Source organism: Primorskyibacter aestuariivivens (assembly GCF_028023675.1).
In the GTDB taxonomy this organism is placed as follows: Bacteria; Pseudomonadota; Alphaproteobacteria; order Rhodobacterales; family Rhodobacteraceae; genus Marinovum; species Marinovum aestuariivivens.
The window spans coordinates 64,104-84,518 of record NZ_JAQIOZ010000006.1; the positions used below are offsets into that span (position 1 = coordinate 64,104).

At 60.6% G+C, this 20,415-nt stretch carries 20 protein-coding genes; 15 read left to right on the forward strand and 5 right to left on the reverse strand.

The annotated features are described in order from the left end of the window. Window positions 1–94 precede the first annotated feature (94 nt). The 5 genes from PGB28_RS07660 (at window position 95) to PGB28_RS07680 (ending at window position 5,584) form a co-directional block, all read left to right on the forward strand. On the forward strand, window positions 95–1,510 hold the full coding sequence (locus PGB28_RS07660) for a mechanosensitive ion channel family protein (protein WP_271420917.1): 1,416 nt from the start codon (window positions 95–97) through the stop codon (window positions 1,508–1,510). Further along, window positions 1,507–2,709: a TIGR03862 family flavoprotein gene (locus PGB28_RS07665; protein WP_271420918.1), complete on the forward strand. Its 1,203-nt coding sequence runs from the start codon at window positions 1,507–1,509 to the stop codon at window positions 2,707–2,709. Before PGB28_RS07660 ends, PGB28_RS07665 begins: the two co-directional genes overlap by 4 nt. A gap of 25 nt (window positions 2,710–2,734) precedes the next feature. Continuing rightward, window positions 2,735–3,910 (forward strand): MFS transporter, encoded by a 1,176-nt coding sequence (locus PGB28_RS07670; protein WP_271420919.1) that lies wholly within the window; start codon window positions 2,735–2,737, stop codon window positions 3,908–3,910. A 98-nt stretch (window positions 3,911–4,008) separates the two neighbouring features. Further along, window positions 4,009–5,031, forward strand: coding sequence for an aspartate-semialdehyde dehydrogenase (locus PGB28_RS07675; RefSeq protein WP_271420920.1), 1,023 nt, complete (start codon window positions 4,009–4,011; stop codon window positions 5,029–5,031). A 208-nt stretch (window positions 5,032–5,239) separates the two neighbouring features. Continuing rightward, entirely contained in the window at window positions 5,240–5,584 is a 345-nt protein-coding gene (locus tag PGB28_RS07680) for a hypothetical protein (RefSeq protein ID WP_271420921.1), read from the forward strand. 14 nt (window positions 5,585–5,598) lie between these two features. On the opposite strand, the gene PGB28_RS07685 is transcribed toward PGB28_RS07680, so the two are convergent. Beyond that, window positions 5,599–6,249: a carbonic anhydrase gene (locus PGB28_RS07685; RefSeq protein WP_271420922.1), complete on the reverse strand. Its 651-nt coding sequence runs from the start codon at window positions 6,247–6,249 to the stop codon at window positions 5,599–5,601. A 146-nt stretch (window positions 6,250–6,395) separates the two neighbouring features. On the opposite strand from PGB28_RS07685, the gene PGB28_RS07690 reads away from it, so the two are divergent. The 4 genes from PGB28_RS07690 to speB all read left to right on the forward strand — a co-directional run bounded on the left by PGB28_RS07690 (window position 6,396) and on the right by speB (window position 10,088). Further along, window positions 6,396–6,776, forward strand: coding sequence for a hypothetical protein (locus PGB28_RS07690; protein ID WP_271420923.1), 381 nt, complete (start codon window positions 6,396–6,398; stop codon window positions 6,774–6,776). A 63-nt stretch (window positions 6,777–6,839) separates the two neighbouring features. Beyond that, window positions 6,840–8,243 carry a leucyl aminopeptidase family protein gene (locus PGB28_RS07695; protein WP_271420924.1) on the forward strand — a complete coding sequence of 468 codons (1,404 nt, stop codon included), beginning with the start codon at window positions 6,840–6,842 and terminating at the stop codon, window positions 8,241–8,243. Then, complete coding sequence (locus tag PGB28_RS07700; RefSeq protein WP_271420925.1) at window positions 8,240–9,136, forward strand: C40 family peptidase; 897 nt, start codon at window positions 8,240–8,242, stop codon at window positions 9,134–9,136. The genes PGB28_RS07695 and PGB28_RS07700 overlap by 4 nt, the downstream gene beginning before the upstream one ends. A gap of 1 nt (window position 9,137) precedes the next feature. Then, the gene (speB, locus tag PGB28_RS07705) at window positions 9,138–10,088 is read left to right on the forward strand and encodes an agmatinase (RefSeq protein ID WP_271420926.1); all 951 of its coding nucleotides are present in this window, start codon (window positions 9,138–9,140) and stop codon (window positions 10,086–10,088) included. Between the two features lie 15 nt (window positions 10,089–10,103). Here the strand turns inward: speB and PGB28_RS07710 are convergent, their stop codons facing one another. Next, window positions 10,104–10,586 (reverse strand): DUF3576 domain-containing protein, encoded by a 483-nt coding sequence (locus tag PGB28_RS07710; protein WP_271420927.1) that lies wholly within the window; start codon window positions 10,584–10,586, stop codon window positions 10,104–10,106. A gap of 304 nt (window positions 10,587–10,890) precedes the next feature. On the opposite strand from PGB28_RS07710, the gene PGB28_RS07715 reads away from it, so the two are divergent. The 3 genes from PGB28_RS07715 (at window position 10,891) to PGB28_RS07725 (ending at window position 14,200) form a co-directional block, all read left to right on the forward strand. Then, the gene (locus PGB28_RS07715; protein WP_271420928.1) at window positions 10,891–11,973 is read left to right on the forward strand and encodes a porin; all 1,083 of its coding nucleotides are present in this window, start codon (window positions 10,891–10,893) and stop codon (window positions 11,971–11,973) included. A 122-nt stretch (window positions 11,974–12,095) separates the two neighbouring features. After that, the gene (locus tag PGB28_RS07720) at window positions 12,096–13,550 is read left to right on the forward strand and encodes a tetratricopeptide repeat-containing sulfotransferase family protein (protein ID WP_271420929.1); all 1,455 of its coding nucleotides are present in this window, start codon (window positions 12,096–12,098) and stop codon (window positions 13,548–13,550) included. Then, window positions 13,541–14,200, forward strand: a complete 660-nt coding sequence (locus PGB28_RS07725; protein ID WP_271420930.1) for a YggS family pyridoxal phosphate-dependent enzyme — start codon at window positions 13,541–13,543, stop codon at window positions 14,198–14,200. Before PGB28_RS07720 ends, PGB28_RS07725 begins: the two co-directional genes overlap by 10 nt. Here PGB28_RS07725 and PGB28_RS07730 read toward each other — a convergent pair. Both PGB28_RS07730 and PGB28_RS07735 read right to left on the reverse strand, forming a co-directional pair. Next, the gene (locus PGB28_RS07730) at window positions 14,192–15,601 is read right to left on the reverse strand and encodes a pyridoxal phosphate-dependent decarboxylase family protein (protein ID WP_271420931.1); all 1,410 of its coding nucleotides are present in this window, start codon (window positions 15,599–15,601) and stop codon (window positions 14,192–14,194) included. The two genes, PGB28_RS07725 and PGB28_RS07730, sit on opposite strands and share 9 nt — an antisense overlap. 108 nt (window positions 15,602–15,709) lie before the next feature. Next, entirely contained in the window at window positions 15,710–16,942 is a 1,233-nt protein-coding gene (locus PGB28_RS07735) for a urate hydroxylase PuuD (protein WP_271420932.1), read from the reverse strand. A 100-nt stretch (window positions 16,943–17,042) separates the two neighbouring features. Between PGB28_RS07735 and PGB28_RS07740 the strand changes: the two genes are divergently transcribed. Continuing rightward, entirely contained in the window at window positions 17,043–17,966 is a 924-nt protein-coding gene (locus tag PGB28_RS07740; protein ID WP_271420933.1) for a LysR family transcriptional regulator, read from the forward strand. Here PGB28_RS07740 and uraH read toward each other — a convergent pair. Next, window positions 17,963–18,319 carry a hydroxyisourate hydrolase gene (uraH, locus tag PGB28_RS07745; RefSeq protein WP_271420934.1) on the reverse strand — a complete coding sequence of 119 codons (357 nt, stop codon included), beginning with the start codon at window positions 18,317–18,319 and terminating at the stop codon, window positions 17,963–17,965. The two genes, PGB28_RS07740 and uraH, sit on opposite strands and share 4 nt — an antisense overlap. Before the next feature lie 170 nt (window positions 18,320–18,489). Between uraH and puuE the strand changes: the two genes are divergently transcribed. Together puuE and PGB28_RS07755 are read left to right on the forward strand one after the other, a co-directional pair. Then, window positions 18,490–19,878, forward strand: coding sequence for an allantoinase PuuE (gene puuE, locus PGB28_RS07750; RefSeq protein ID WP_271420935.1), 1,389 nt, complete (start codon window positions 18,490–18,492; stop codon window positions 19,876–19,878). Then, window positions 19,875–20,363, forward strand: a complete 489-nt coding sequence (locus PGB28_RS07755) for an ureidoglycolate lyase (protein ID WP_271420936.1) — start codon at window positions 19,875–19,877, stop codon at window positions 20,361–20,363. Before puuE ends, PGB28_RS07755 begins: the two co-directional genes overlap by 4 nt. Window positions 20,364–20,415 lie beyond the last annotated feature (52 nt).

Sequence of the window (20,415 nt, forward strand, 5' to 3'; positions counted from 1 at the left end):
ACGGCTGCCCTATCGTAACGTCCACATCGCCTTGCACCCCGGCCTGCATCGCGGCAACAGTGGTTTCGGGGATGTTTCGATGTAAGGACAGGGTATGGAGTTCGATCTCGAAAGCCAGCCGGAGATAGTACAGCAGGCCGTAGGCTATGCGCTTCAGGGATGGGATCTGGCGAAATCCTGGCTGCTCAGCCCGGAGGCATGGTCGCAATTTGGCTTGTTGCTGGTCGCGTGGTTTGCAGCCCGATATGCCAACAAGAAGTTGCAACCGCTTCTGACCAAGTGGCTGTCGCCCCTGGATGGTGATCTTGGCTATCTTGCCAAGGCGCGTCTGTTCATCCGGCAGTTCCTGCCGCTTTTGCTGCCGCTTCTGGCCTTTGCCTTTACCGGCATTGGCGAACAGGTGGTGCGCTCGATCTTTGAAAGCGGCGCGGTCATCGCGTTCGGCAAACGGGTTTTCCTGTTTATCGCGGTGCGGGCGCTGGTGCGCGACATCATCAAAGATCCGTTCTTTCGGGTGTTGGGCAAGTTCATCCTTGTCCCGATTGCCGCGATTTACGCGCTGGGTCTGCTTGATCTGGTGCAGGACAAACTGGCGGCGACCGTCATTCCCTTGGGCAACCTGTCCTTCTCGCTCCTGTCGCTGGTGCGGTTCATCATTGTCGGCGGCGTCATTTTCTGGCTGGGCCGGTGGTCGAATGACCAGTCCGTCGCCCTGATCAAGAAACAGGAAGACATGCGCCCCGCGACGCGGCAGCTTGCCGAAAAGGCGGCTGAAATCGCTATTTTCGGCGCGGCCTTCCTTGTCTTCATGAACATCATGGGCATTCCGCTCACGTCACTTGCGGTGCTGACCGGTGCTTTGGGTGTCGGGATCGGATTCGGCCTCCAGAAGATTGCGTCGAACTTCATCTCGGGTGTGATCCTGCTGCTTGAAGGTCAGGCCACGGTGGGCGACTATGTCGAGCTTGATGGCGGCGAGGCGGGAACCATCGTCAAGATGACCGCGCGGGCCGCGATCCTTGAGAGTTTCGATGGGCGCTGGATCGTGGTGCCAAACGAGGACTTTATCGTCACGCGGGTTGTGAACTACTCGGATCAGGGCAGCGCAAACCGCTATGAGGCGCCGTTTTCCGTCAGCTACGACACTGATATCAACCTTGTCCCGGACATCATCGAGGAAGCCGTTTCGAAACACCCGCGCGTGTTGAACGAACCCTATCCACCCGATTGCGAATTGCGTGGTTTTGGTGACAGCGGGGTCGATTTCGCGGTGGAGTTCTGGGTCAACGGGCTGGATGACGGGCCGAATAAATTCACCAGTGACGTGCTGTTCCTGATCTGGAATGCGCTCAAGGATAACGGCATCACGATTCCGTATCCGCACCGCGTGGTGGAACTTAAGGGCGAGTTGGTCACCAATAGTGCCGAAGGCGATGCGCCCGCCCGGGTCATGGCGGCCGCTTCCAAGCCGATGCCCAAGACGACACGTTCCGTGACGCGCAAGCGATGAGTGATGCGCGTGCGCTGGTCATTGGGGGCGGTCCGGCGGGATTGATGGCCGCCGAGGCCATGGCGCGGGCAGGTCTGTCGGTGATGGTGGCCGAGGCGAAACCGTCGCTGGCGCGCAAGCTCCTGATGGCTGGAAAATCGGGCCTCAACCTGACCAAGGATGAAACCCTAGAGACGTTTCTTTCGGCTTTTGGCGCGCGCGCCGCGATGTTGGAGCCGATGTTGGACCGGTTTGGACCTCAGGAGGCGATTGGCTGGGCCGAGGCGTTGGGGCAGGAGATGTTCACCGGCCCGACTGGGCGGGTGTTTCCCAAGGCGATGAAAGCCTCGCCCTTGCTGCGCGCATGGCTGGGGCGTCTGGACGGGCTGGGTGTCTCGGTTCGCACCCGCTGGCGCTGGACCGGGTGGGACGGAGCGGAGGCAGTATTTCAAACCCCGGACGGCGCGCGGAAGATTGCTTCCAAGGTGACCATTCTGGCGCTGGGCGGCGCAAGCTGGGCGCGGCTTGGCTCGGACGGGGCATGGGCCGATACTCTGGAAGGTGAAGGTGTCGAACTCGCTCCATTCCAACCGGCGAATATGGGGTTTTGCGTGGGCTGGTCCGACAAGATGCGCGCCCGGTTCGGCGCTCCGGTCAAGGGGGTTGCCTGGCATGCAGGGGCGAAGATGAGCCGGGGCGAGGCGGTGATCTCGGAGCGCGGGCTGGAAGGGGGCGGGATCTATGCGGTCTCGCCCGCGGTGCGTGACGGGGCTGCTTTGCACGTTGATCTGGCCCCGGACGTGGCAGCGGACCTGCTCGAACAGCGGTTATCGCGATCACGCGGCAAGATGTCGGTGTCGAATTTTCTGCGAAAATTCGCGCGTTTGTCGCCGGAGCAGATGGCATTGTTGATGGAGTTCGGGCGACCGCTTCCGGAGGGTCCGAGGGCCTTGGCCGGGTTGATCAAGTCTTTGCCTGTCCGACATGACGGACCGCGCCCGATGGATGAAGCGATCTCGGTGGCGGGCGGTGTGCGCTTTGACGCCGTGACCCCGGGGTTTGAATTGCGTGCCCGGCCCGGTGTGTTTGTCTGTGGCGAAATGCTGGATTGGGAAGCGCCAACCGGGGGCTATCTCCTGACTGCCTGTCTTGCTACGGGGCTCTGGGCCGGGGAACATGCGGCGCAAATCGCCTTGCCTGCGCGCAAGGGCGCTGTATAGCGGGATCAGGTGACAGGAGGCTTTGATGCGCGCCGGATTGGTCCTTTTGACGCTCAGCTATATCCTGAGCCAGTTCTTCCGCTCCTTCCTTGCGGTGCTGTCCGAGGTTCTGGAACAGGATCTGGGGGCATTGCCGGATGATCTCGCCACGGCGTCGGGTGTCTGGTTTCTGGTCTTCGCGGCGATGCAGATCCCCGTTGGCGCGGCGCTTGACCGGGTTGGGCCGCGGCGCACAGCGGCGCTGTTGTTTCTGCTTGGGGGCGCGGGCGGGGCCATTGCCTTTGCGTTGGCACAGACGCCGATGCATGTGATCCTGGCCATGGGCCTGATCGGGTTTGGTTGCTCTCCGGTTTTGATGGCGTCCTACTATATTTTTGCGCGAGTCTATTCGCCCGCCGTCTTTGCCTCGCTTGCAGCGACTGTGCTGGGCATCGGAACGCTCGGAAATCTGGCGGGCACCGTGCCGCTGACGCTGTTGGTCGAGGCGATTGGCTGGCGCGAGGCGCTTTGGGGGCTGGCGGCGGTGACGGCGTTGATTGCGGGTGGGATTTTCGTGACGGTCGAGGACCCGCCCAAGGTCGAAGGTGATCAGAAAGGCTCGGTTCTCGATCTTTTGCGCATGCCTGCTCTGTGGCTGATCTTTCCAATGATGTTCGTGAACTACGCCGCCTCGGGCGGATTGCGCGCCGTGTGGATCGGGCCATACCTGCGGGATGTGTACGGGCTGGATCCGCAATCCGTAGGGATCGCAACGCTGATCATGGGGGTGGCGATGATTGCCGGGACCTTCGCCTATGGTCCGCTTGACCGGATATTGGGCACCCGGAAATGGGTGGTGATCCCGGGCAGTGTTGGTGTTGTTCTGGGCTGCGCCGCGCTGTGGCTCTTGCCGGTGCCCGGCATGGCGGCCGCAGTCGTGCTGTTTTGTGTGGTGGGCTTCTTTGGCATGGCCTTTCCGCTGATCATTGCCCACGGGCGGTCATTCGTGCCGCCGCATCTGGCGGGGCGCGGCGTGACGCTGATGAACCTGTTTGGCATTGGCGGCATTGGCACGTTTCAGGTGGTGACAGTGCGGGTGCAGGACGCAGCCGCCGCCTCTGGCTCGGTGGCCGAAAGCTATGGCCCGGTGTTCGCGGTCTTTACAGTGATCACTCTGGCGGGGCTGATCCCCTACCTCTTCTCGCGTGACCGGCTGGACTGAACCGCACCTGCTGCGGCGCGGCAAATGGACCCTTCCAATGGCCGGGCGAAGCCTGTATCAGGCGCACATTTGAACCCTCTGATAAAGGAAAGGGAAAGATGGGTTATCGTATCGTCGTCGCTGGAGCCACGGGCAATGTGGGCCGCGAAATGCTCAATATCCTCGCCGAACGGGAATTCCCGGTTGACGAAATCGCAGCACTGGCCAGCCGCCGGTCGCTGGGCACAGAGGTGAGCTTTGGCGACAAGACCCTCAAGACCCAGGACATCGAGCAGTTCGATTTTGCGGGCTGGGACATGGCGCTGTTTGCCATCGGTTCGGACGCCACCAAGACATACGCGCCCATCGCGGCGGCGGCGGGCTGTGTCGTGATCGACAATTCGTCGCTCTATCGCTACGATCCGGACGTGCCGCTGATCGTTCCGGAATGTAATGCCGATGCGATCATGGGCTATTCCAAGAAGAACATCATCGCCAACCCCAACTGCTCGACCGCGCAGATGGTTGTCGCGCTCAAGCCGCTGCATGATCGTGCCAAGATCAAGCGCGTTGTGGTGAGCACGTACCAATCGGTGTCTGGCTCCGGCAAGGACGCGATTGACGAGCTCTGGGACCAGACCAAGGCGCAATACAACCCCACCGACGATTACGCGCGCAAGGTCTATACCAAGGATATCGCATTCAACGTGATCCCCCATATCGACGTTTTCATGGAAGACGGCTCCACCAAGGAAGAGTGGAAGATGGTGGTGGAGACCAAGAAGATCGTTGACCCAAAGATCAAGGTCACCGCGACCTGTGTGCGCGTGCCGGTCTTTGTGGGCCATTCGGAATCGGTGAATATCGAATTCGAAGAGTTCCTTGACGAGGACGAGGCGCGCGACATCCTGCGCGAAGCGCCGGGCATCATGGTGATCGACAAGCGCGAGGATGGTGGATACGTCACGCCGCGCGAATGCGTCGGTGATTTCGCGACCTTCATCAGCCGTATCCGTCAGGATTCGACCGTCGAGAACGGCATCAACCTCTGGTGTGTGTCCGACAACCTGCGCAAGGGCGCAGCGCTGAATGCAGTGCAGATCGCCGAGACGCTGGGCAACCGGGTGCTGAAAAAGGGCTGAGCCCTTGCTGACTTATTGAAACGCTTCAAGGAAGGCCTCCGGGCCTTCCTTTTCGTTTGGGCGGGGCGCGTTCGCGTTGTTCACGCTCTCCTCACATTTGCGTAACATCCTGTTGCCCGGTGCGGCTTTCGCGCAACATCTGAAAGGGGGCGCCCCGGTTTCGCCACATTTATGTGCAAGCGTTTCCGGATAAAAAGAGGATACGAGCATGTTGCATCAGTATGAGTTCAAGCCTCCGACACAAACCAAATGGAGCGGGTCCAAGATCAGCAACCGTCTGGATTGTGAAACCGGCGTGCTTTTGCGCTGTGCATTGCGGTCGGAATTTCAACAAGCCACAAGCTGGGTCAACCTGCGACGCAGGTTGGAAGGCAAGGGGTTTGACCTTGGGTTTTATGACGGGCGGCTGGTTCTGATCTGTCGTGACACAGGCGAACGGATTTGTTCCTGCAAATTCGTCGGCTACCCGCTGGCCAAGCTCACAGAGCGGTTTGGACGCGTCCGTGCCAAGGCGCCTGCTGGCGATAGCCATGTGGGGCAGCTTCTGATCTGATCTGCGGGTCCGGGTTACACCGGACGAAACTGTCCCGACGCCACGTCATATTCTTCCAGCGCGCCCTCACCGATGCCGGTCCAGAGACCGTGTAGGCTCAGCGCGCCGGTATCCACGCGTTCGCTGACAAACGGGAAGGTCATCAGGTTCTCAAGCGAAATCACGACCGAGCGCTTTTCAAGTGCGCGTGCCTGATCGGTCGGATTGTTTTCATCTTTCACCAGATCATAACCCGGTCGCAGGATATCCATCCAGCGCCCCACAAAGGAGTTGGGCTTTTCCAGTTCCGGGGCCTCGCCCTTGCACATGTCGATGCAGCCCTGCACCCCGCCGCATTGCGAATGACCCAGCACAATCAGATGCGCCACGTTCAGTGCGGTGACCGCGTATTCGACGGCTGCTGATGTACCATGGTGGTCGCCATCCGGCGCATAAGGCGGGATCAGGTTTGCGATGTTGCGGTGGATAAAGAACTCGCCCTGATCGGCGCCGAAGATCGACGTCACATGAACACGCGAATCGCAGCAGGATACGACCATGGCGCGCGGGCGCTGACCCTCGGTGGCCAAACGCCTGTACCAGGCCGCATTCTCGGCATACTCGGTGGCTTTCCAGCCATGGTAGCGCTGAACAAGGTATTTCGGCAGCGGCTTGGCGTGTTCCATTAGGAGCGTCCCTTCGTTCTTTGATCGAAGGTGATACGGCGAAACTTCTGAGAATTCGAGTGACTTCTTGTCCCGCCCGAAACCTTTTGGGAACCCTTTCGCGTCAGTTTCTCCTCAGCCGTGGGGGCGTGAGGAGAGGTAATACCTTGGAACAGGTAAAGATGCTGGCATATGACGAAGGGGTCCGATTGGATCAGGATCGTTTGACGGAACTCTATCGACAACTTGGCGACGAGGGGGCCGAAGATGTGGTGTGCCGCGCGCTGGAAGAGATTGCGGTGCGGCTATCCTATGCGTCCAAGCTGTTTGGCCGCGGGGATTTGCAGGAGATGCGTAAATGCGTGCGATCCCTTTCGGCGATTTCGGAACAGATCGGCATGGTCGCACTCAGCCGTGTGGCGCTTGATGTCTGCGCCTGCATCGATCAGGGCGACGAGGTCGCACTTTCGGCAACGCTTGCCCGGTTGACGCGGACCGGTGATACATCGCTGACTGCGATCTGGGATTTGCAGGAATTCATGATGTAGCCCCCTTGCGGGTGGCAATGGGCCGGGTAGGCTGCGGGCTGATCAAAGTCCGGAGGCACCCGAATGACCGCTCAAGACCCCAATCTGACTTTTGCCGATGCAAACGCCCCGTCTATCCCGCTGACGCTTTTGACGGCCGAGGCATATGACGCATGGCGCTTGGCGCAGGATCCTGCGGCCCGTGGGTGGGCCGAGGCCAATGGGTTCAAGGCCGGGCTGGGTCAGGTTCTTGTTTTTCCGGATGAAAACGGCGCGCCGGACGCTGCGCTGGGCGGTGTAGGAAGCGCCAGGGACCGGGCGCGTGGCCGATTTGCGCTGGCAGCGGTGGCGCAAAACCTGCCGGACGGCACCTATCAAATCGAAAGCGGATTGCCCGGGGATGCTGCGGATCTGGAGGCGGAATGCCTTGGCTGGCTGCTCACCGGCTATACGTTCAGCCGCTACAAGGATCAATCGGCCAAACAGGTGCGGCTGGTTGCGCCGGAAGACGTTGACGCGGATCGCGTCGAAGCGATTGCCGCTGGTGAGGCGCTGACCCGGGATCTGATCAACACCCCTGCCAATGATATGGGACCGGAGGCTCTGGAAACTGCGGTACGGGACCTGTCGCAGCTCTTTGGGGCAAGCTGCGCTGTCGTGACGGCGGACGCCTTGCTTGATCAGAATTTCCCGATGATTCACGCTGTCGGCCGCGCCGCGGATCAGGCACCGCGCCTGATCGATATGCGTTGGGGCGACACGGGGCCGAAACTGACCCTGGTGGGCAAGGGCGTGTGTTTCGACACCGGCGGGCTGAACCTCAAGCCCGGGGCGTCGATGGGGTTGATGAAAAAGGATATGGGCGGTGCGGCTACGGTGCTGGGGCTGGCGCGCATGATCATGGCGCTGGAGTTGCCGCTGCAATTGCGCGTGTTGATCCCGGCAGTGGAAAACTCTGTATCGGCGGGGGCATTCCGGCCCGGTGATATCTTGACATCCCGCAAGGGGTTGACGGTTGAGATCAACAACACGGACGCCGAAGGGCGGCTGGTGCTTGCTGATGCGCTCGCGCTGGCCTGCGAAGAGCCGAGTGATCTGGTCATCTCCATGGCAACGCTTACTGGCGCCGCACGGGTCGCCGTCGGTCCGGACCTGTCGCCGTTTTACAGCGATGATGACACCGCTGACGCGCTGGTGGCGGGGGGCCGCGCCGCGCATGATCCGCTTTGGCGGCTGCCCTTCTGGGACCCGTATGAATCGATGATCGAGCCGGGCATTGCCGATCTGGACAATGCACCCAAGGGTGGGTTTGCCGGGTCGATCACGGCGGCGCTTTTCCTGCGCCGCTTCGTGAACGAAGACACGCGCTACGCCCATTTCGACATTTATGGCTGGCAACCCGAGGCCAAGCCGGCACGGTCGAAAGGGGGCGTCGGCATGGGCGCAAGGGCGATTCTCGCCGCTCTGCCGGAGATGCTGGAGCTGTGACGGACCGGCGGCGGCTGAAATCCAACGGGCGTGTTGCTGACATTTCCCTGAAAGGAGAGGTCGAGGCCGCGCGTTTTGTCGAACCCACGGTCATGCGCGTCGCCGTTCCGGTCGCCCCGCTTTTTGACTCGGTCGAGCCGGGGCGCTGGCGGCGCGAGCGGGAACTGGTTCTGCACGAGGTCTTCAACGTTTTGGAAGACGGTGGAAGTTGGGTTTTTGGGTATGCTGCACGGGACGGTTATGTCGGTTATATGTGCTCATCCGGGCTGGGTCCCGCAGATATGATCTGCCCTACCCATACGGTGGCGGCGCGGCAGTCCTATCTGACCTCGGTTCCCGAGTTGAAGAACAAGGAAGAGATGATCCCGATCTCATTCGGGACGGCGTTAGAAGTCGTGGCGACCCACGAAAACGCGCGCTGGGCCGAGGTGACTACCCTGCGTGCCGGGGCGCATGAATTTAAAACGACATACACCGATTACGTACCCTTGGCGCATTTGCGCCCTCTGGCAATGCCCGAGACCGATCCGGTCGACGTGGCGGAAAGATTCATTGGCACGCCTTATCACTGGGGCGGGAATTCCGGATTCGGGATTGATTGCTCCGGGCTGGTTCAGGCGGCCTGCCTGGCCTGCGGGATCCGCTGTCCGGGGGATTCGGACCTGCAAGAGGCCGAACTGGGTGAGACATTGACCGAAGATGCCGCGTTGCAGCGCGGGGATCTGTTGTTCTGGAAAGGGCATGTGGCCTGGGTGGCGGGGGACAACCTGCTGATCCATGCAAACGCCCATCACATGGCTGTTGCCTATGAACCGATGGACGAAGCAATTGCGCGAATCAAGGCGCAGGGCGACGGTGCTGTGACGCGGCGGGCGCGTTTGGGAGGAATGTGAGATGGCCGAAGATTTCTTTACGCCGGTGTCAGGAATGGAATTGCCGCGATTTGCGGGCGTCCCGAGCTTTATGCGTCTGCCGGTTGTGCCGCCGGGACATGACAGGTTTGATGATGTCGATATCGGGATCATCGGCGTGCCATGGGACAGTGGCACCACCAATCGTCCCGGCCCGCGTCACGGTCCGCGGCAATTGCGCGATGCGTCGACGATGATCCGCGCCGAGAATGCCGCCACCCGGGTGCGGCCGTTTGAGTTGGTGAACTGCGCGGATTTGGGCGATGTGGGCATCAATCCCGCCGATATCGACGATTCGATGGATCGGATCACCGGTTTCTATCGCAAGCTGGCCTCGTCCGGCATCAGGCCCCTGACCGCTGGCGGTGATCATCTGACCTCGCTTCCGGTGTTGCGGGCATTGGCCGAGGATGGGCCGCTGGGCATGGTGCATTTTGACGCCCATACGGACCTGTTTCATTCCTATTTCGGCGGGACGATGTACACCCATGGGACGCCGTTCCGGCGCGCGGTGGAAGAGGAGTTGCTTGATCCGAAACGGGTCGTGCAAATCGGGATTCGCGGCACGGCCTATGATTTCGAAGACCGCGACTTTGCCGAAGCCGTGGGTATCCGGGTGATTCCCATCGAAGAGTTTTTTGCCCGCGGTGTGCAGGACGTGATGGCCGAGGCCGTGGAAATCGTGGGCGAGGCCCCGACCTATGTCAGCTATGACATTGATTTTGTTGATCCCGTCTATGCGCCGGGCACCGGGACGCCGGAAGTGGGCGGTCCCACCGCCTTTCAGGCGCTTCAGGTTGTACGTGCGCTTCAGGGGCTGGACATTGTCGGCGCGGATCTGGTCGAGGTGTCCCCGCCGTTCGATCAAAGCGGAGCGACCGCCTGGCTTGGCGTGTCTATCATGTTCGAGCTGCTCTGCGTTATGGCCCGCTGAGCGGGCGCGCCCGCATTACAGTTTGGAATCACGCTGGCGCAGCTGGCGCGCGCGGGTCAGAATCGCATCTTCGATGGCGCGCGCGGTTTCTGCGCTGACCGGGCCGGAGCGGGTTTGCAAGGCGACCGAAAGCGACCGCGCATCAAGTGCCGGATCGGTGATATAGATCGTTGCGCGATAGGCACGGCCACCGCCCGGAGGGTTGCCGTAGCCGGTCACGATCACGCCGGTAAACGGATCGACCGAGGTAACCGGCAGGAAATCAAGCACTTCCAGCGACGCATTCCAGATGTACTTGTTAACGCGCCCAACCTTGGAGCGGTCCTGGGGGCCACGAAGCAGATCAAGCAGCGTCGAACGCGGGCGTCCACGATCGCCGTAAAGTTCGTCATCAAGGATTTCATCCGCCGGGCGTGTATTGTTGAACTGTGCACCACAGCCTGACAGCAGCACGGCCAAGGCCAGACAGGTGGTCGCTTTCCTCAATGTGGCGGTCATGTTCTGCTCCTGGCGCGGCGGTGGGTCTTTGATTTGCTGACCCTTCAATACAAGCGCAGGCGAGTGACGACAAGATATTGTCTGGCATTCGGTTTTTTCCCAGTATTCACAGACGCACAGCGCGTTCTTGTCCTTGCGGGACTGTGTGGCTGAAAAAGCTTGTGGCAAATGCGCATCACTCCCTGCCTTGTTGCCATCCCGGTTTCGCCGCGCGCTTGCATCCCGGGGTGGTGTGGGTGCAAGACAATCCCATCAAAGCCGGGCAGCCGGTTTGGTAATGCCTTACAGACACATGAGGGAAACAATGAAAAAGATTCTTTTTGCAACCACAGCGCTGGTCGCAACCGCAGGCATCGCCTCGGCAGATGTTGCGCTGACCGGTTCGGCCGAAATGGGCATCATCGGTGGCGATTTCGACGGCGACGCAATCGAAACTCAGTTCCACACTGACATCGACGTCACCTTCACCATGTCCGGTGAAGCAGACAACGGCCTGACCTTTGGCGCGTCGATCGACCTGGACGAGTCGGACGGTTCCGGTTCGGCCGTTGGCGCGGGCTCCTTTACCTGTGAAACACGCACCGCAGGCGTTGACCTGAACGGCGGCGGCATCATCGGTATCGGCGACGACTACAGCCTTTGCGACGAAGGTACCATCACGTTCGACTTCGACGCAGTTGGTGCATCCGGCGCATTCGGCAACACCACCCAAGACGGCGAGACCATCTTCATCTCCGCAGGTGGCGCAACCCTGACCATGGGTGATACCGACGGTGCGTTCGACGCTGCTATGCGCGAAGTGAACTACGCCGCTGGTTCGATCAACGACGACGAAACCGAGCACGCCGGCTTCAACGGCAACGCAACCTTCGACGGCACCTTTGACGGTCAGATCGCTCGCTTCGACTACGCCTTCTCCGGCGTGACTGCGTCGCTGTCCGTCGAAATGGACGACACCGGCACCTTTGATCCGGTTTGGGGTCTGGGTATCCGCTACGAAGGCGACCTGAACGGCGTTGCTCTCGGCGTTGGCGTTGGCTACCAGTCGGTTGAAGATGTCCATGCAATGGGTCTTTCGGTTGACGCAGGCTTCTCCAACGGTCTGACTGTTGGCTTCAACTACTCCGATTGGGACCTGGACGGTACCGACGTGCAGCACGGCGCAATCGGTGTTGGCTACGAGATGAACGCTCTGGCCATCGGCGTGAACTACGGTCACTTCACCTCCGACGGCGACGAGATCTCCTCGGGCTTTGGTCTGGCAGCAGCTTACGACCTGGGTGGCGGTCTGGCCGCACAATTCGGCTACGGCGCTTCCACGATCGCAGCACCGGGCGACGACATCAACGTCAACACCTGGTCGCTGGGTCTGGCAATGTCGTTCTAAGAACGGCTTACGCCTTACTTAGGGAAGAGCGGTCCTTTGAGGCCGCTCTTTTCTTTTTGTGCTCCGTTTTCTTTTCGCGGTCGCGGTGCTAGCAGGGAAAAGATCACAATGGAGCAGGTCGGATGGTGCCGCTTTCCAAAGCACAGGTTGGTCAGCTGTTTCAGGAGGCGCAGACGCGTCTGAAATCCGGTGACCTGACGGGTGCGGAACGTCTGTTCCAGCAAGTGCATGATGCAGCGCCGAACGCGGCGGAACCCCTGTTCCATCTGGGCCGGATCGCCCGCATGTCCGGTGATCTGGACAGGGCGCGCGCCCGTTTCGAGCATGCGCATCGCGCCAAACCTGCGGAACCCGCGATTTTGCAGGCCCTTGCAGAGTGCCAGTCCATCATGGGCGATACAGACTCCGCAGCCGCGAGCCATGACACACTGATCGCGCTGCAACCCAGGCACCCCAAACCACTGGCCGATAAGGCGCTGTTCTTGCAACAACAGGGGGATTTTGTCGCGGCGGAACGGCTGTTCAGGAAAGCGCTGCGGCTGTCGCCGGGCAATGGCGAACTGTATCGCATGTGGCTGGGCGGCAAGAAGCTGGCCAAGGGTGATCCGACAATCCGCGAGATGCAGAAACTGTTTGCCTATCCCGGCTTGAACGATGCCGGACGGATTCACCTTGGTTTCGCGCTCGCCAAGGCGATGGAGGACAGCGGGCAGTTCGACAAGGTCTTCGCCTATTTGCGGCGCGCCAATGCGTTGCAACGCAAGGCGTTTCCCTATGATCCGGCCGCGCGCGATGCCGAGGTCGCCGCCATCATGGCCGCCTCGGATCAGATCGGGCCACCCCAAGACAGTGATGCCGCCCCGATCATCGTGACGGGCATGCCGCGCTCCGGCACGACGCTGATGGAACAGATCCTTGCCGCGCATGACGATGTCGTGGCGGGTGGCGAATTGGCCATCGGGCTCAAGCTTGCCTATGCGGGGTTCGGCGTGCCGCCGGATATCGCGCCGCTGGAGGCGATTCAGGCGGAAAAGCTGACGACATTCGCGGATGGCTATGCCCGCCAAACGGCGATGCGGGTCGATGTGCAGGGCCGTCGCGTGACGGATAAATCCATCCAGAATCACCTCATTCTCGGGCATCTTCACCGTGCCATGCCAAGGGCATCGCTGATTGTGGTGCGTCGTGATCCGCGCGATGTGGCGCTGTCGATCTACAAGAACTATTTCGCCGGTGGCACCCATCGCTATTCCAATGATCTTGGCGATATTGCCCGTTATATCAAAAGCTTCGACCGTATCGTCACCTTCTGGAAAGCGCGTGTGCCGGTGTTCGAGATTTCTTATGATGCCCTGATCGGGGCACCCGAAGAACAGGCGCGCGCCTTGGTGGCCGCTGCAGGGCTGGACTGGCAGGACCAATGCCTTGAGTTCTACAAGCGCGGTGGCGCGGTCAAGACGCTCAGCATCGCTCAGGTGCGCCAACCGGTTTACCAAAGCTCGGGTGGGGCATGGCAGAAATACGAGAAAGACATGCAACCATTCATTGACGCATGGGACGCAGAGCAATGGGTTTGAACGACATCCTATCACGCATGAACAAGGCTGAACGCGCCGCCGGTCGGCCCGAGGGGGCAACCAAGCTGATTGCCGTCAGCAAGGTGCAGCCCAATGACCGCGTGCGCGCGGTGCTGGAGCAGGGGCATCGTATCTTCGGCGAGAACCGGGTTCAGGAAGCGGCTGGCAAATGGCCTGAATTCCGGGAAAATTTTGACGGGATCGAGCTGCACCTGATCGGCCCTCTACAGACCAACAAGGCGCGGCAGGCGATGGAACTGGCGCAGGCGATTCATTCGGTGGATCGTCCGAAACTGGCCAAAACACTGGCGCGGCTGGCGCAGGAAACGGGCGCGTGCCCGGACCTGTTCATTCAGGTCAACACCGGGGAAGAGCCGCAGAAAGCGGGCATTCTGCCCGCGGATGCGGATGGGTTTGTGGCCGAATGCCGCGCACTTGACCTGCCGATCAAGGGGCTGATGTGCATCCCGCCCGTGGACGAAGAGCCGTCGCTGCATTTTGCGCTTCTGGCCAAGATCGCCGCGTGCAATGGGCTGGAGGGCCTGTCCATGGGGATGAGCGGCGATTTCGAACGCGCGATTGCGCTTGGGGCGACGCATATTCGCGTGGGCTCCGCGATCTTCGGAGACCGGGTGCCGCCCTCAGGATAAGGCGTCTTCCGCCGCGAGTTCCGTGATCACATGAAAGGCCGTTTCCACATCGGCTTCGGTGCAATCGAACTGCCCGACCTGAAAGCGGATGGCTTTGGTCCCGTCCACAAGCGTCTGGGTGAGGTAGATGCGCCCGTCATCATTGATGCGGTCCACAAGCGCCTGATTTTGCGCGTCGCTATGCGTGGCATCAAGGCGGAAGGTGAACAGCGACAGAACCGGTTCGGTGACGATCTCGAAGCCGGGCTCGGTGCGCAGCCGTTCGCACAGTGCCTGTGACCATGCCACGTGATTTCGCAACCGCATGCGCAACCCCTCCAGCCCATAGGCGCGGATCAGGAACCAGAGTTTCAACGCCCGGAACCTGCGCCCCAGCGGAATGGACCATTCGGAATAGTTGATGATCTCGTCCTCGGCAGTTGTCTTGAGGTATTCCGGCTGGATCGCCAATGTCTTGCGCAGCGCGTCGGGATCGCGAATGAACTGGATCGAACAATCGAACTGTGCGCCCAGCCATTTATGCGGGTTGAAGACGATAGAATCCGCGCGCTCGGCACCGGCCCAAAGATCCCGGAACTCCGGGCAGATCATCGCCGACCCGGCCCAGGCCGCGTCCACATGCACATAAAGATCATGCGCCTCGGCCACCTCCATCACCGCGGCGATATCATCACAGGCCCCGGTCGAGGTGCCGCCGGTGCAGGTGATGATCCCCGCGGGCTTCATCCCGGCGGCAATGTCCGCCTCAACCGCTTGACGCAGGGCACCGGCATCCATGGCGCGGCGTGGGCCGGTGGTGGGGATACGGACAAGATTGTCCTGCCCGATGCCGGAAAACCAGATTGCGCGGTCGATGGATGTGTGCACCTCTTGCGAGCAATAGACCCGCAGGACCGGCTGGCCCGAAAGCCCCTGCTCTTTGCCCGCCCAATCCAGCGCGCGTTCGCGCATGGTCATAACGGCGGAGAGCGTGGCGGAGCTGGCGCTGTCCTGAATGGCACCGGTAAAGGCATCCGGCAGGCCTATGGCCTGTCGCATCCAATCCACCATGCGCGTCTCGATCTCGGTCGCGGCGGGAGAGGTCTGCCAAAGCATGCATTGCGGGGCGGTGATCGTGGTCAGGAACTCGGCCAGCATGGATTCGGGGGCCGCGTTGGCGGGGAAATAGGCAAAGAAACGCGGGTGTTGCCAATGGGTCAGGCCGGGCAAGGCGATGTCGTGGAAATCCTGCAGGATCGCATCCATCGGTTCGCCCTGCTCCGGCGGCGTTGCGGGCAATGCGTTGAAGATGCTTCCCGGTTTCGTCTGGGCTCTGACCGGCCTGTCGCGCAGTGTTTGGTGGTAGTCCGCACCCCAATCCGCAATGTCGCGCGCGTGCCGGGCGAAACTGTTCCAATCCATGACGTTCTCCAATCCGGCTCGATCCGTGGCTCGGACCAGAAAAACACCGGAACGCCAGGGCTGGCAATCCGGTGTTGCTGGGATTCGCGAATTGCCGCGACGTGACTGCTATTGGCCGCGTACCTCACGCACCCACGCCACAATGGTGCGGCGCGCCGCGTTGTCCATCTGGATGGCATTGGGCGGCGGCATGGCGTGGCTCAGCCCCGCCTGCAGGTAGATCTGATCCGCATGGCGCGCGACGTCACCGGGGGTTTCCAGATAGACCCCCTTTGGTGCCCATTGCATATTGCCCCAGACAGGTTCGCGGGCGTGGCACATGGAACAATTGCCCAGCACCGTGTCGTAGGCGTCCTGAAACCCTTCGGCCGAGGCGTATTTCTGTTCGTATGCCGTCAGTTCACGCGCCTCGGCCTCTTCCCATGTCTCGCCGGTTTTAATCGTGGACAGCCACGCGATGATGATCATCAAAAGCACGGTCACACCCCATGTCCAATGCGGCCCCTTGCCGGTCTTGTGCATGGTGTTGAAATAGTGCCGGATCGTCACCCCGGTCAGGAAGATCAGCGATGCGATGATCCAGGCATATTCCGTGCCAAAGGCCAGCGGATAGTGGTTCGACAGCATCAGGAACACGACCGGCAGGGTCAGATAGTTGTTATGGGTCGAGCGCACCTTGGCAATCTTGCCGTATTTGGCGTCCGGCGTGCGGCCCGCCTTGAGGTCTTCAACAACGATGCGCTGGTTCGGCATGATCTGAAAGAACACGTTGGCGGTCATGATCGTGGCCGTGAAAGCACCCAGATGCAGCAGCGCGGCACGGCCAGTGAAGATCTGGTTATAACCCCAGGACATGATCACGAGGATCACGAACAAAAGCAGCATGAGCAGGGTCGGGTGGTCGGCCAGCTTGGATTTGCACATCTGGTCATAGAGCAGCCAGCCGATGGTCAGCGATCCGCCGGAAATCAGGATACCTTGCCACAGCGCAAGATCGGCCTTGGTCGGGTCGATCAGGTACAGCTCGCCCCCCACCCAGTAGATGATCATCAACAGCGCCGCACCAGAGAGCCAAGTCGTATAGCTCTGCCATTTGTGCCATGTCAGATGCTCGGGCATGCGTGCGGGCGCGACGAGGTATTTGACGGTGTGATAGAACCCGCCACCATGCACTTCCCATTCCTCGCCATACGCCCCCTGAGGCAAGTCGGGGTTGGGCTTCAGCATCAAATCCAGCGCAATGAAATAGAACGACGCCCCGATCCACGCCATCGCGGTGATCACATGCAGCCATCGCACAGAAAATGCGATCCAGTCCCACAGAATTGCCAGATCATACATGGCGTTTCTCCCCAGTTTCGATGTTACGGCCACCCTAGGCGAGTTCAGTTTCTTCTGGTATTGCTATCAAACGCCAAGCAGCATCAAAATAATCAGAAAAATGTCCTATATCGACAATATCCGCACATTCGTTCGCGTCTATGAGCTTGGCAGCATGTCCGCTGCGGGGCGAGATTTGCGTGTCTCTCCAGCGGTTACATCCTCCCGGATTTCGCAATTGGAGGAACATTTGGGCGTTCGATTGTTCCAGCGCACAACGCGCAGCCTGACGCCGACAGAGCAAGGGCAGAGTTTTTATCGTGGTGCCATTGAGATTCTGGAGGCGATCGAGACCGCCGAGGCGCAGATCGTCAATATCACTGAAAACCTGCGCGGTTCTCTCTATGTGGCCGCGCCTCTTGGGGTGGGGCGGAGGTTGATCGCGCCACAGGTGCCGGATTTCCTTGCTGATTATCCAGAAGTGAATGTGCGGCTGCGGCTGACCGACAGAAAGGTGGACCTGACCACCGAGGGTCTGGACCTCGCCTTTTTCCTGGGCCAGCCGGAGGACAGCAACCTGCGCATTCGCAAGATCGCCGATGTGGAACGGGTTCTCTGCGCCTCGCCGGACTATGTGGCCAAACGCGGCATGCCTGCCAGCGGCGATGATCTTGTCGCGGACAATCACGAATGCCTGAGTTTGCGTTTCCCCGGGGCGACCGAGTTTCAATGGCGGTTAACCACCGCTTCCGGGCCGAAACGGTTCCGCGTGTCCGGGCGCTACGAATCCGATGACGGGGATGTGCTGACCGATTGGGCGCTGGCCGGGCATGGCGTGGCGATGAAACCCATTTTCGAGATTGCCGACCATTTGCACGATGGGCGGCTTGTTCCCGTGGCCACACAAACGCCGCCGGAGCCGATTCAAATGGCCTGCCTGTTCACGCATCGGCGCAGGCAGGACCCCAAGACCCGGCTGTTCATGGAGTTCATGGTGGACCGGATCGCCGCGACCATCAAGGCGACGGATCGGGGCGCGCCTTAACTGCCGCGATAGGTGGAATAGCCAAAGGGCGAGAGCAACAGCGGCACGTGGTAGTGCGCATCGGGGTCGTCCATGCCAAAGCGGATCGGCACCTGATCCAGGAACAGGATATCCTCTGACACCTGCCCAGTGTTGCGCAGATACGCTCCGGCATAGAAGATCAGCTCATATGTGCCGGTTTCAAACGAATCGGCGGGCAGGATCGGCGCATCGGTGCGCCCGTCATCATTGGTGACCGTTTCCGCGATCTTTTTATGCGAATTACCCGAGACTCGGTACAGTTCGATCCGGATGCCTTCAGCCGGGCAACCGCGCGCTGTATCGAGGATATGGGTCGTCAGGTAGCCGGACATTGATGCGTTCTCCTGTTCCTGTTTCCGTATCTATGCCTGAGCGCGCCTGACATGACAAAGAGCGCTTCTCCGAAGCTGTATTTTGGTTTTTTTGAAAAACATTGACCATTTTATAGTTTAAAGAGAGGCAAAAGGATGAGGGTCCGAATTTGCAACGCTATCCACGAGACATGAGCGGCTATGGCCCGCGGGTGCCATCGGCCAACTGGCCCAACGATGCCAAGATAGCGGTTCAGATCGTTCTGAACTACGAAGAGGGCGGCGAGAATAACATCCTGCATGGCGATGCCGCATCCGAGGCGTTCCTGTCCGAGATCACCGGGGCCGCACCCTGGCCGGGGCAACGGCACTGGAACATGGAATCGATCTATGAATACGGCAGCCGCGCCGGATTCTGGCGTGTGCATAGCCTGCTCAAGGATCTGCCCATTACCGTTTACGGTGTGGCCACCGCGCTGGCCCGTGCGCCGGAACAGGTGGCAGCGATGAAAGCGGCGGGTTGGGAGATTGCCAGCCACGGTCTGAAATGGATCGAGCACAAGGATATGACGCCGGACGAGGAACGCGCCCAGATCGTTGAGGCGATCCGCCTGCATACGGAAGTCGTCGGGGCACCGCCGCGCGGCTGGTACACCGGGCGCTGTTCGATGAACACCGTGGATCTGGCGGCGCAAGAGGGTGATCTGGCCTATATCGCCGACAGCTATGCTGATGATCTGCCCTATTGGGTCAAGGCGGGCGGCAAGGATCAGCTGATCATGCCCTACACCATGGATTGCAACGACATGCGCTTTGCGATTCAGGCGGGCTACACCAATGGCGACCAGTTCGAGAGCTATCTCAAGGACAGCTTCGACATGCTCTATGCCGAGGGTGTCGCAGGCGCGCCCAAGATGCTGTCCATCGGGCTGCATTGCCGTCTGATTGGCCGCCCGGGCCGGGCCATGGCACTGAAACGCGCACTGGAGCACTTCATGGCGCATGACGGCGTCTGGTTCGCCACCCGCGAAGAGATTGCCGATCACTGGGCGCGCGAGCATCCTCCCGTCGCGTGGGAGCGCCCGTCCGAAATGAACGAGGCCCGCTTTGTCGAACTCTACGGCGGCATTTTCGAGCATTCCCCATGGATTGCCGAAGGTGCCCATGCGCTGGAGCTTGGCCCGACGCATGACAGCGCGGCGGGGGTGCATAACGCGCTCTGCCGGATCTTTCGCTCTGCCAGCGAAGAGCAACGGCTTGGCGTGCTGACCGCGCACCCCGATCTGGCCGGTAAACTAGCCGCTGCGGGCCGTCTGACCGCCGAAAGCACGTCGGAACAGGCGGGCGCGGGGCTGGACATGCTCACCGACGAGGAGCGTGAAACATTCACCCGGCTCAACACGGAGTATGTGGCGAAACACGGCTTTCCCTTTATCATCGCGGTGCGCGATCATGACAAGACGTCGATCATGGCGGCGTTTCAGCGCCGGATCGGCAATGACCGCGATACCGAGTTTGCCGAGGCCTGCCGCCAGGTGGAGCGCATCGCGGAATTCCGGCTGATGGACATTCTGCCGTGAGCCAACGGATCACCATGGAGCCGATCACGGCAGAGGTATTTGCCCCCTTTGGCGATCTCATGGATTGCTCCGGGGATCCCGACAAGATCATCAATCAGGGGCTTTGTGGGCGCTTTCATGACCGCGCGGTGCTTGATTTCGACGGAGGCCGTGCGGGCATCAGCCTGTTTCAGGCCAAGTTGCGGGAATTGCCGTATAAATTGGACATGATGGAGCGCCACCCGCTGGGCTCTCAGGCCTTTATTCCGATGTCGATGGAGGCATTTCTGGTGATTGTCGCCCAAGATACGGGCAATCGCCCAGGGGAGCCGAGCGCTTTCGTCACGCAGCCCGGTCAGGCGATCAACTTCCACAAAAATACGTGGCACGGGGTTCTCACACCGATCGCTGGATCGGGGCTGTTTGCTGTGGTCGATCGGATCGGCGCTGGTGAGAACCTGGAAGAACACTGGTTCGACACTGCCTACGAGGTGGTGGAGAACTGAAATCCAGGGCCGTCAGGAGGAGAAACGGCCCATCCAACAGCTATGATGGGGA

Bases quoted from the DNA above. Each gene is read 5' to 3' on its own strand.
- PGB28_RS07685 (WP_271420922.1), bottom strand. From the start codon at position 6,249: ATGGAACACGCCAAGCCGCTGCCGAAATACCTTGTTCAGCGCTACCAT.
- uraH (WP_271420934.1), bottom strand. From the start codon at position 18,319: ATGTCCGGCTACCTGACGACCCATATCCTCGATACAGCGCGCGGTTGC.
- speB (WP_271420926.1), top strand. From the start codon at position 9,138: ATGGCCGAAGATTTCTTTACGCCGGTGTCAGGAATGGAATTGCCGCGA.
- PGB28_RS07660 (WP_271420917.1), top strand. From the start codon at position 95: ATGGAGTTCGATCTCGAAAGCCAGCCGGAGATAGTACAGCAGGCCGTA.
- PGB28_RS07725 (WP_271420930.1), top strand. From the start codon at position 13,541: ATGGGTTTGAACGACATCCTATCACGCATGAACAAGGCTGAACGCGCC.
- PGB28_RS07695 (WP_271420924.1), top strand. From the start codon at position 6,840: ATGACCGCTCAAGACCCCAATCTGACTTTTGCCGATGCAAACGCCCCG.
- PGB28_RS07665 (WP_271420918.1), top strand. From the start codon at position 1,507: ATGAGTGATGCGCGTGCGCTGGTCATTGGGGGCGGTCCGGCGGGATTG.
- PGB28_RS07710 (WP_271420927.1), bottom strand. From the start codon at position 10,586: ATGACCGCCACATTGAGGAAAGCGACCACCTGTCTGGCCTTGGCCGTG.
- PGB28_RS07675 (WP_271420920.1), top strand. From the start codon at position 4,009: ATGGGTTATCGTATCGTCGTCGCTGGAGCCACGGGCAATGTGGGCCGC.
- PGB28_RS07680 (WP_271420921.1), top strand. From the start codon at position 5,240: ATGTTGCATCAGTATGAGTTCAAGCCTCCGACACAAACCAAATGGAGC.
- puuE (WP_271420935.1), top strand. From the start codon at position 18,490: ATGAGCGGCTATGGCCCGCGGGTGCCATCGGCCAACTGGCCCAACGAT.
- PGB28_RS07730 (WP_271420931.1), bottom strand. From the start codon at position 15,601: ATGGATTGGAACAGTTTCGCCCGGCACGCGCGCGACATTGCGGATTGG.
- PGB28_RS07715 (WP_271420928.1), top strand. From the start codon at position 10,891: ATGAAAAAGATTCTTTTTGCAACCACAGCGCTGGTCGCAACCGCAGGC.
- PGB28_RS07740 (WP_271420933.1), top strand. From the start codon at position 17,043: ATGTCCTATATCGACAATATCCGCACATTCGTTCGCGTCTATGAGCTT.
- PGB28_RS07670 (WP_271420919.1), top strand. From the start codon at position 2,735: ATGCGCGCCGGATTGGTCCTTTTGACGCTCAGCTATATCCTGAGCCAG.
- PGB28_RS07720 (WP_271420929.1), top strand. From the start codon at position 12,096: ATGGTGCCGCTTTCCAAAGCACAGGTTGGTCAGCTGTTTCAGGAGGCG.
- PGB28_RS07735 (WP_271420932.1), bottom strand. From the start codon at position 16,942: ATGTATGATCTGGCAATTCTGTGGGACTGGATCGCATTTTCTGTGCGA.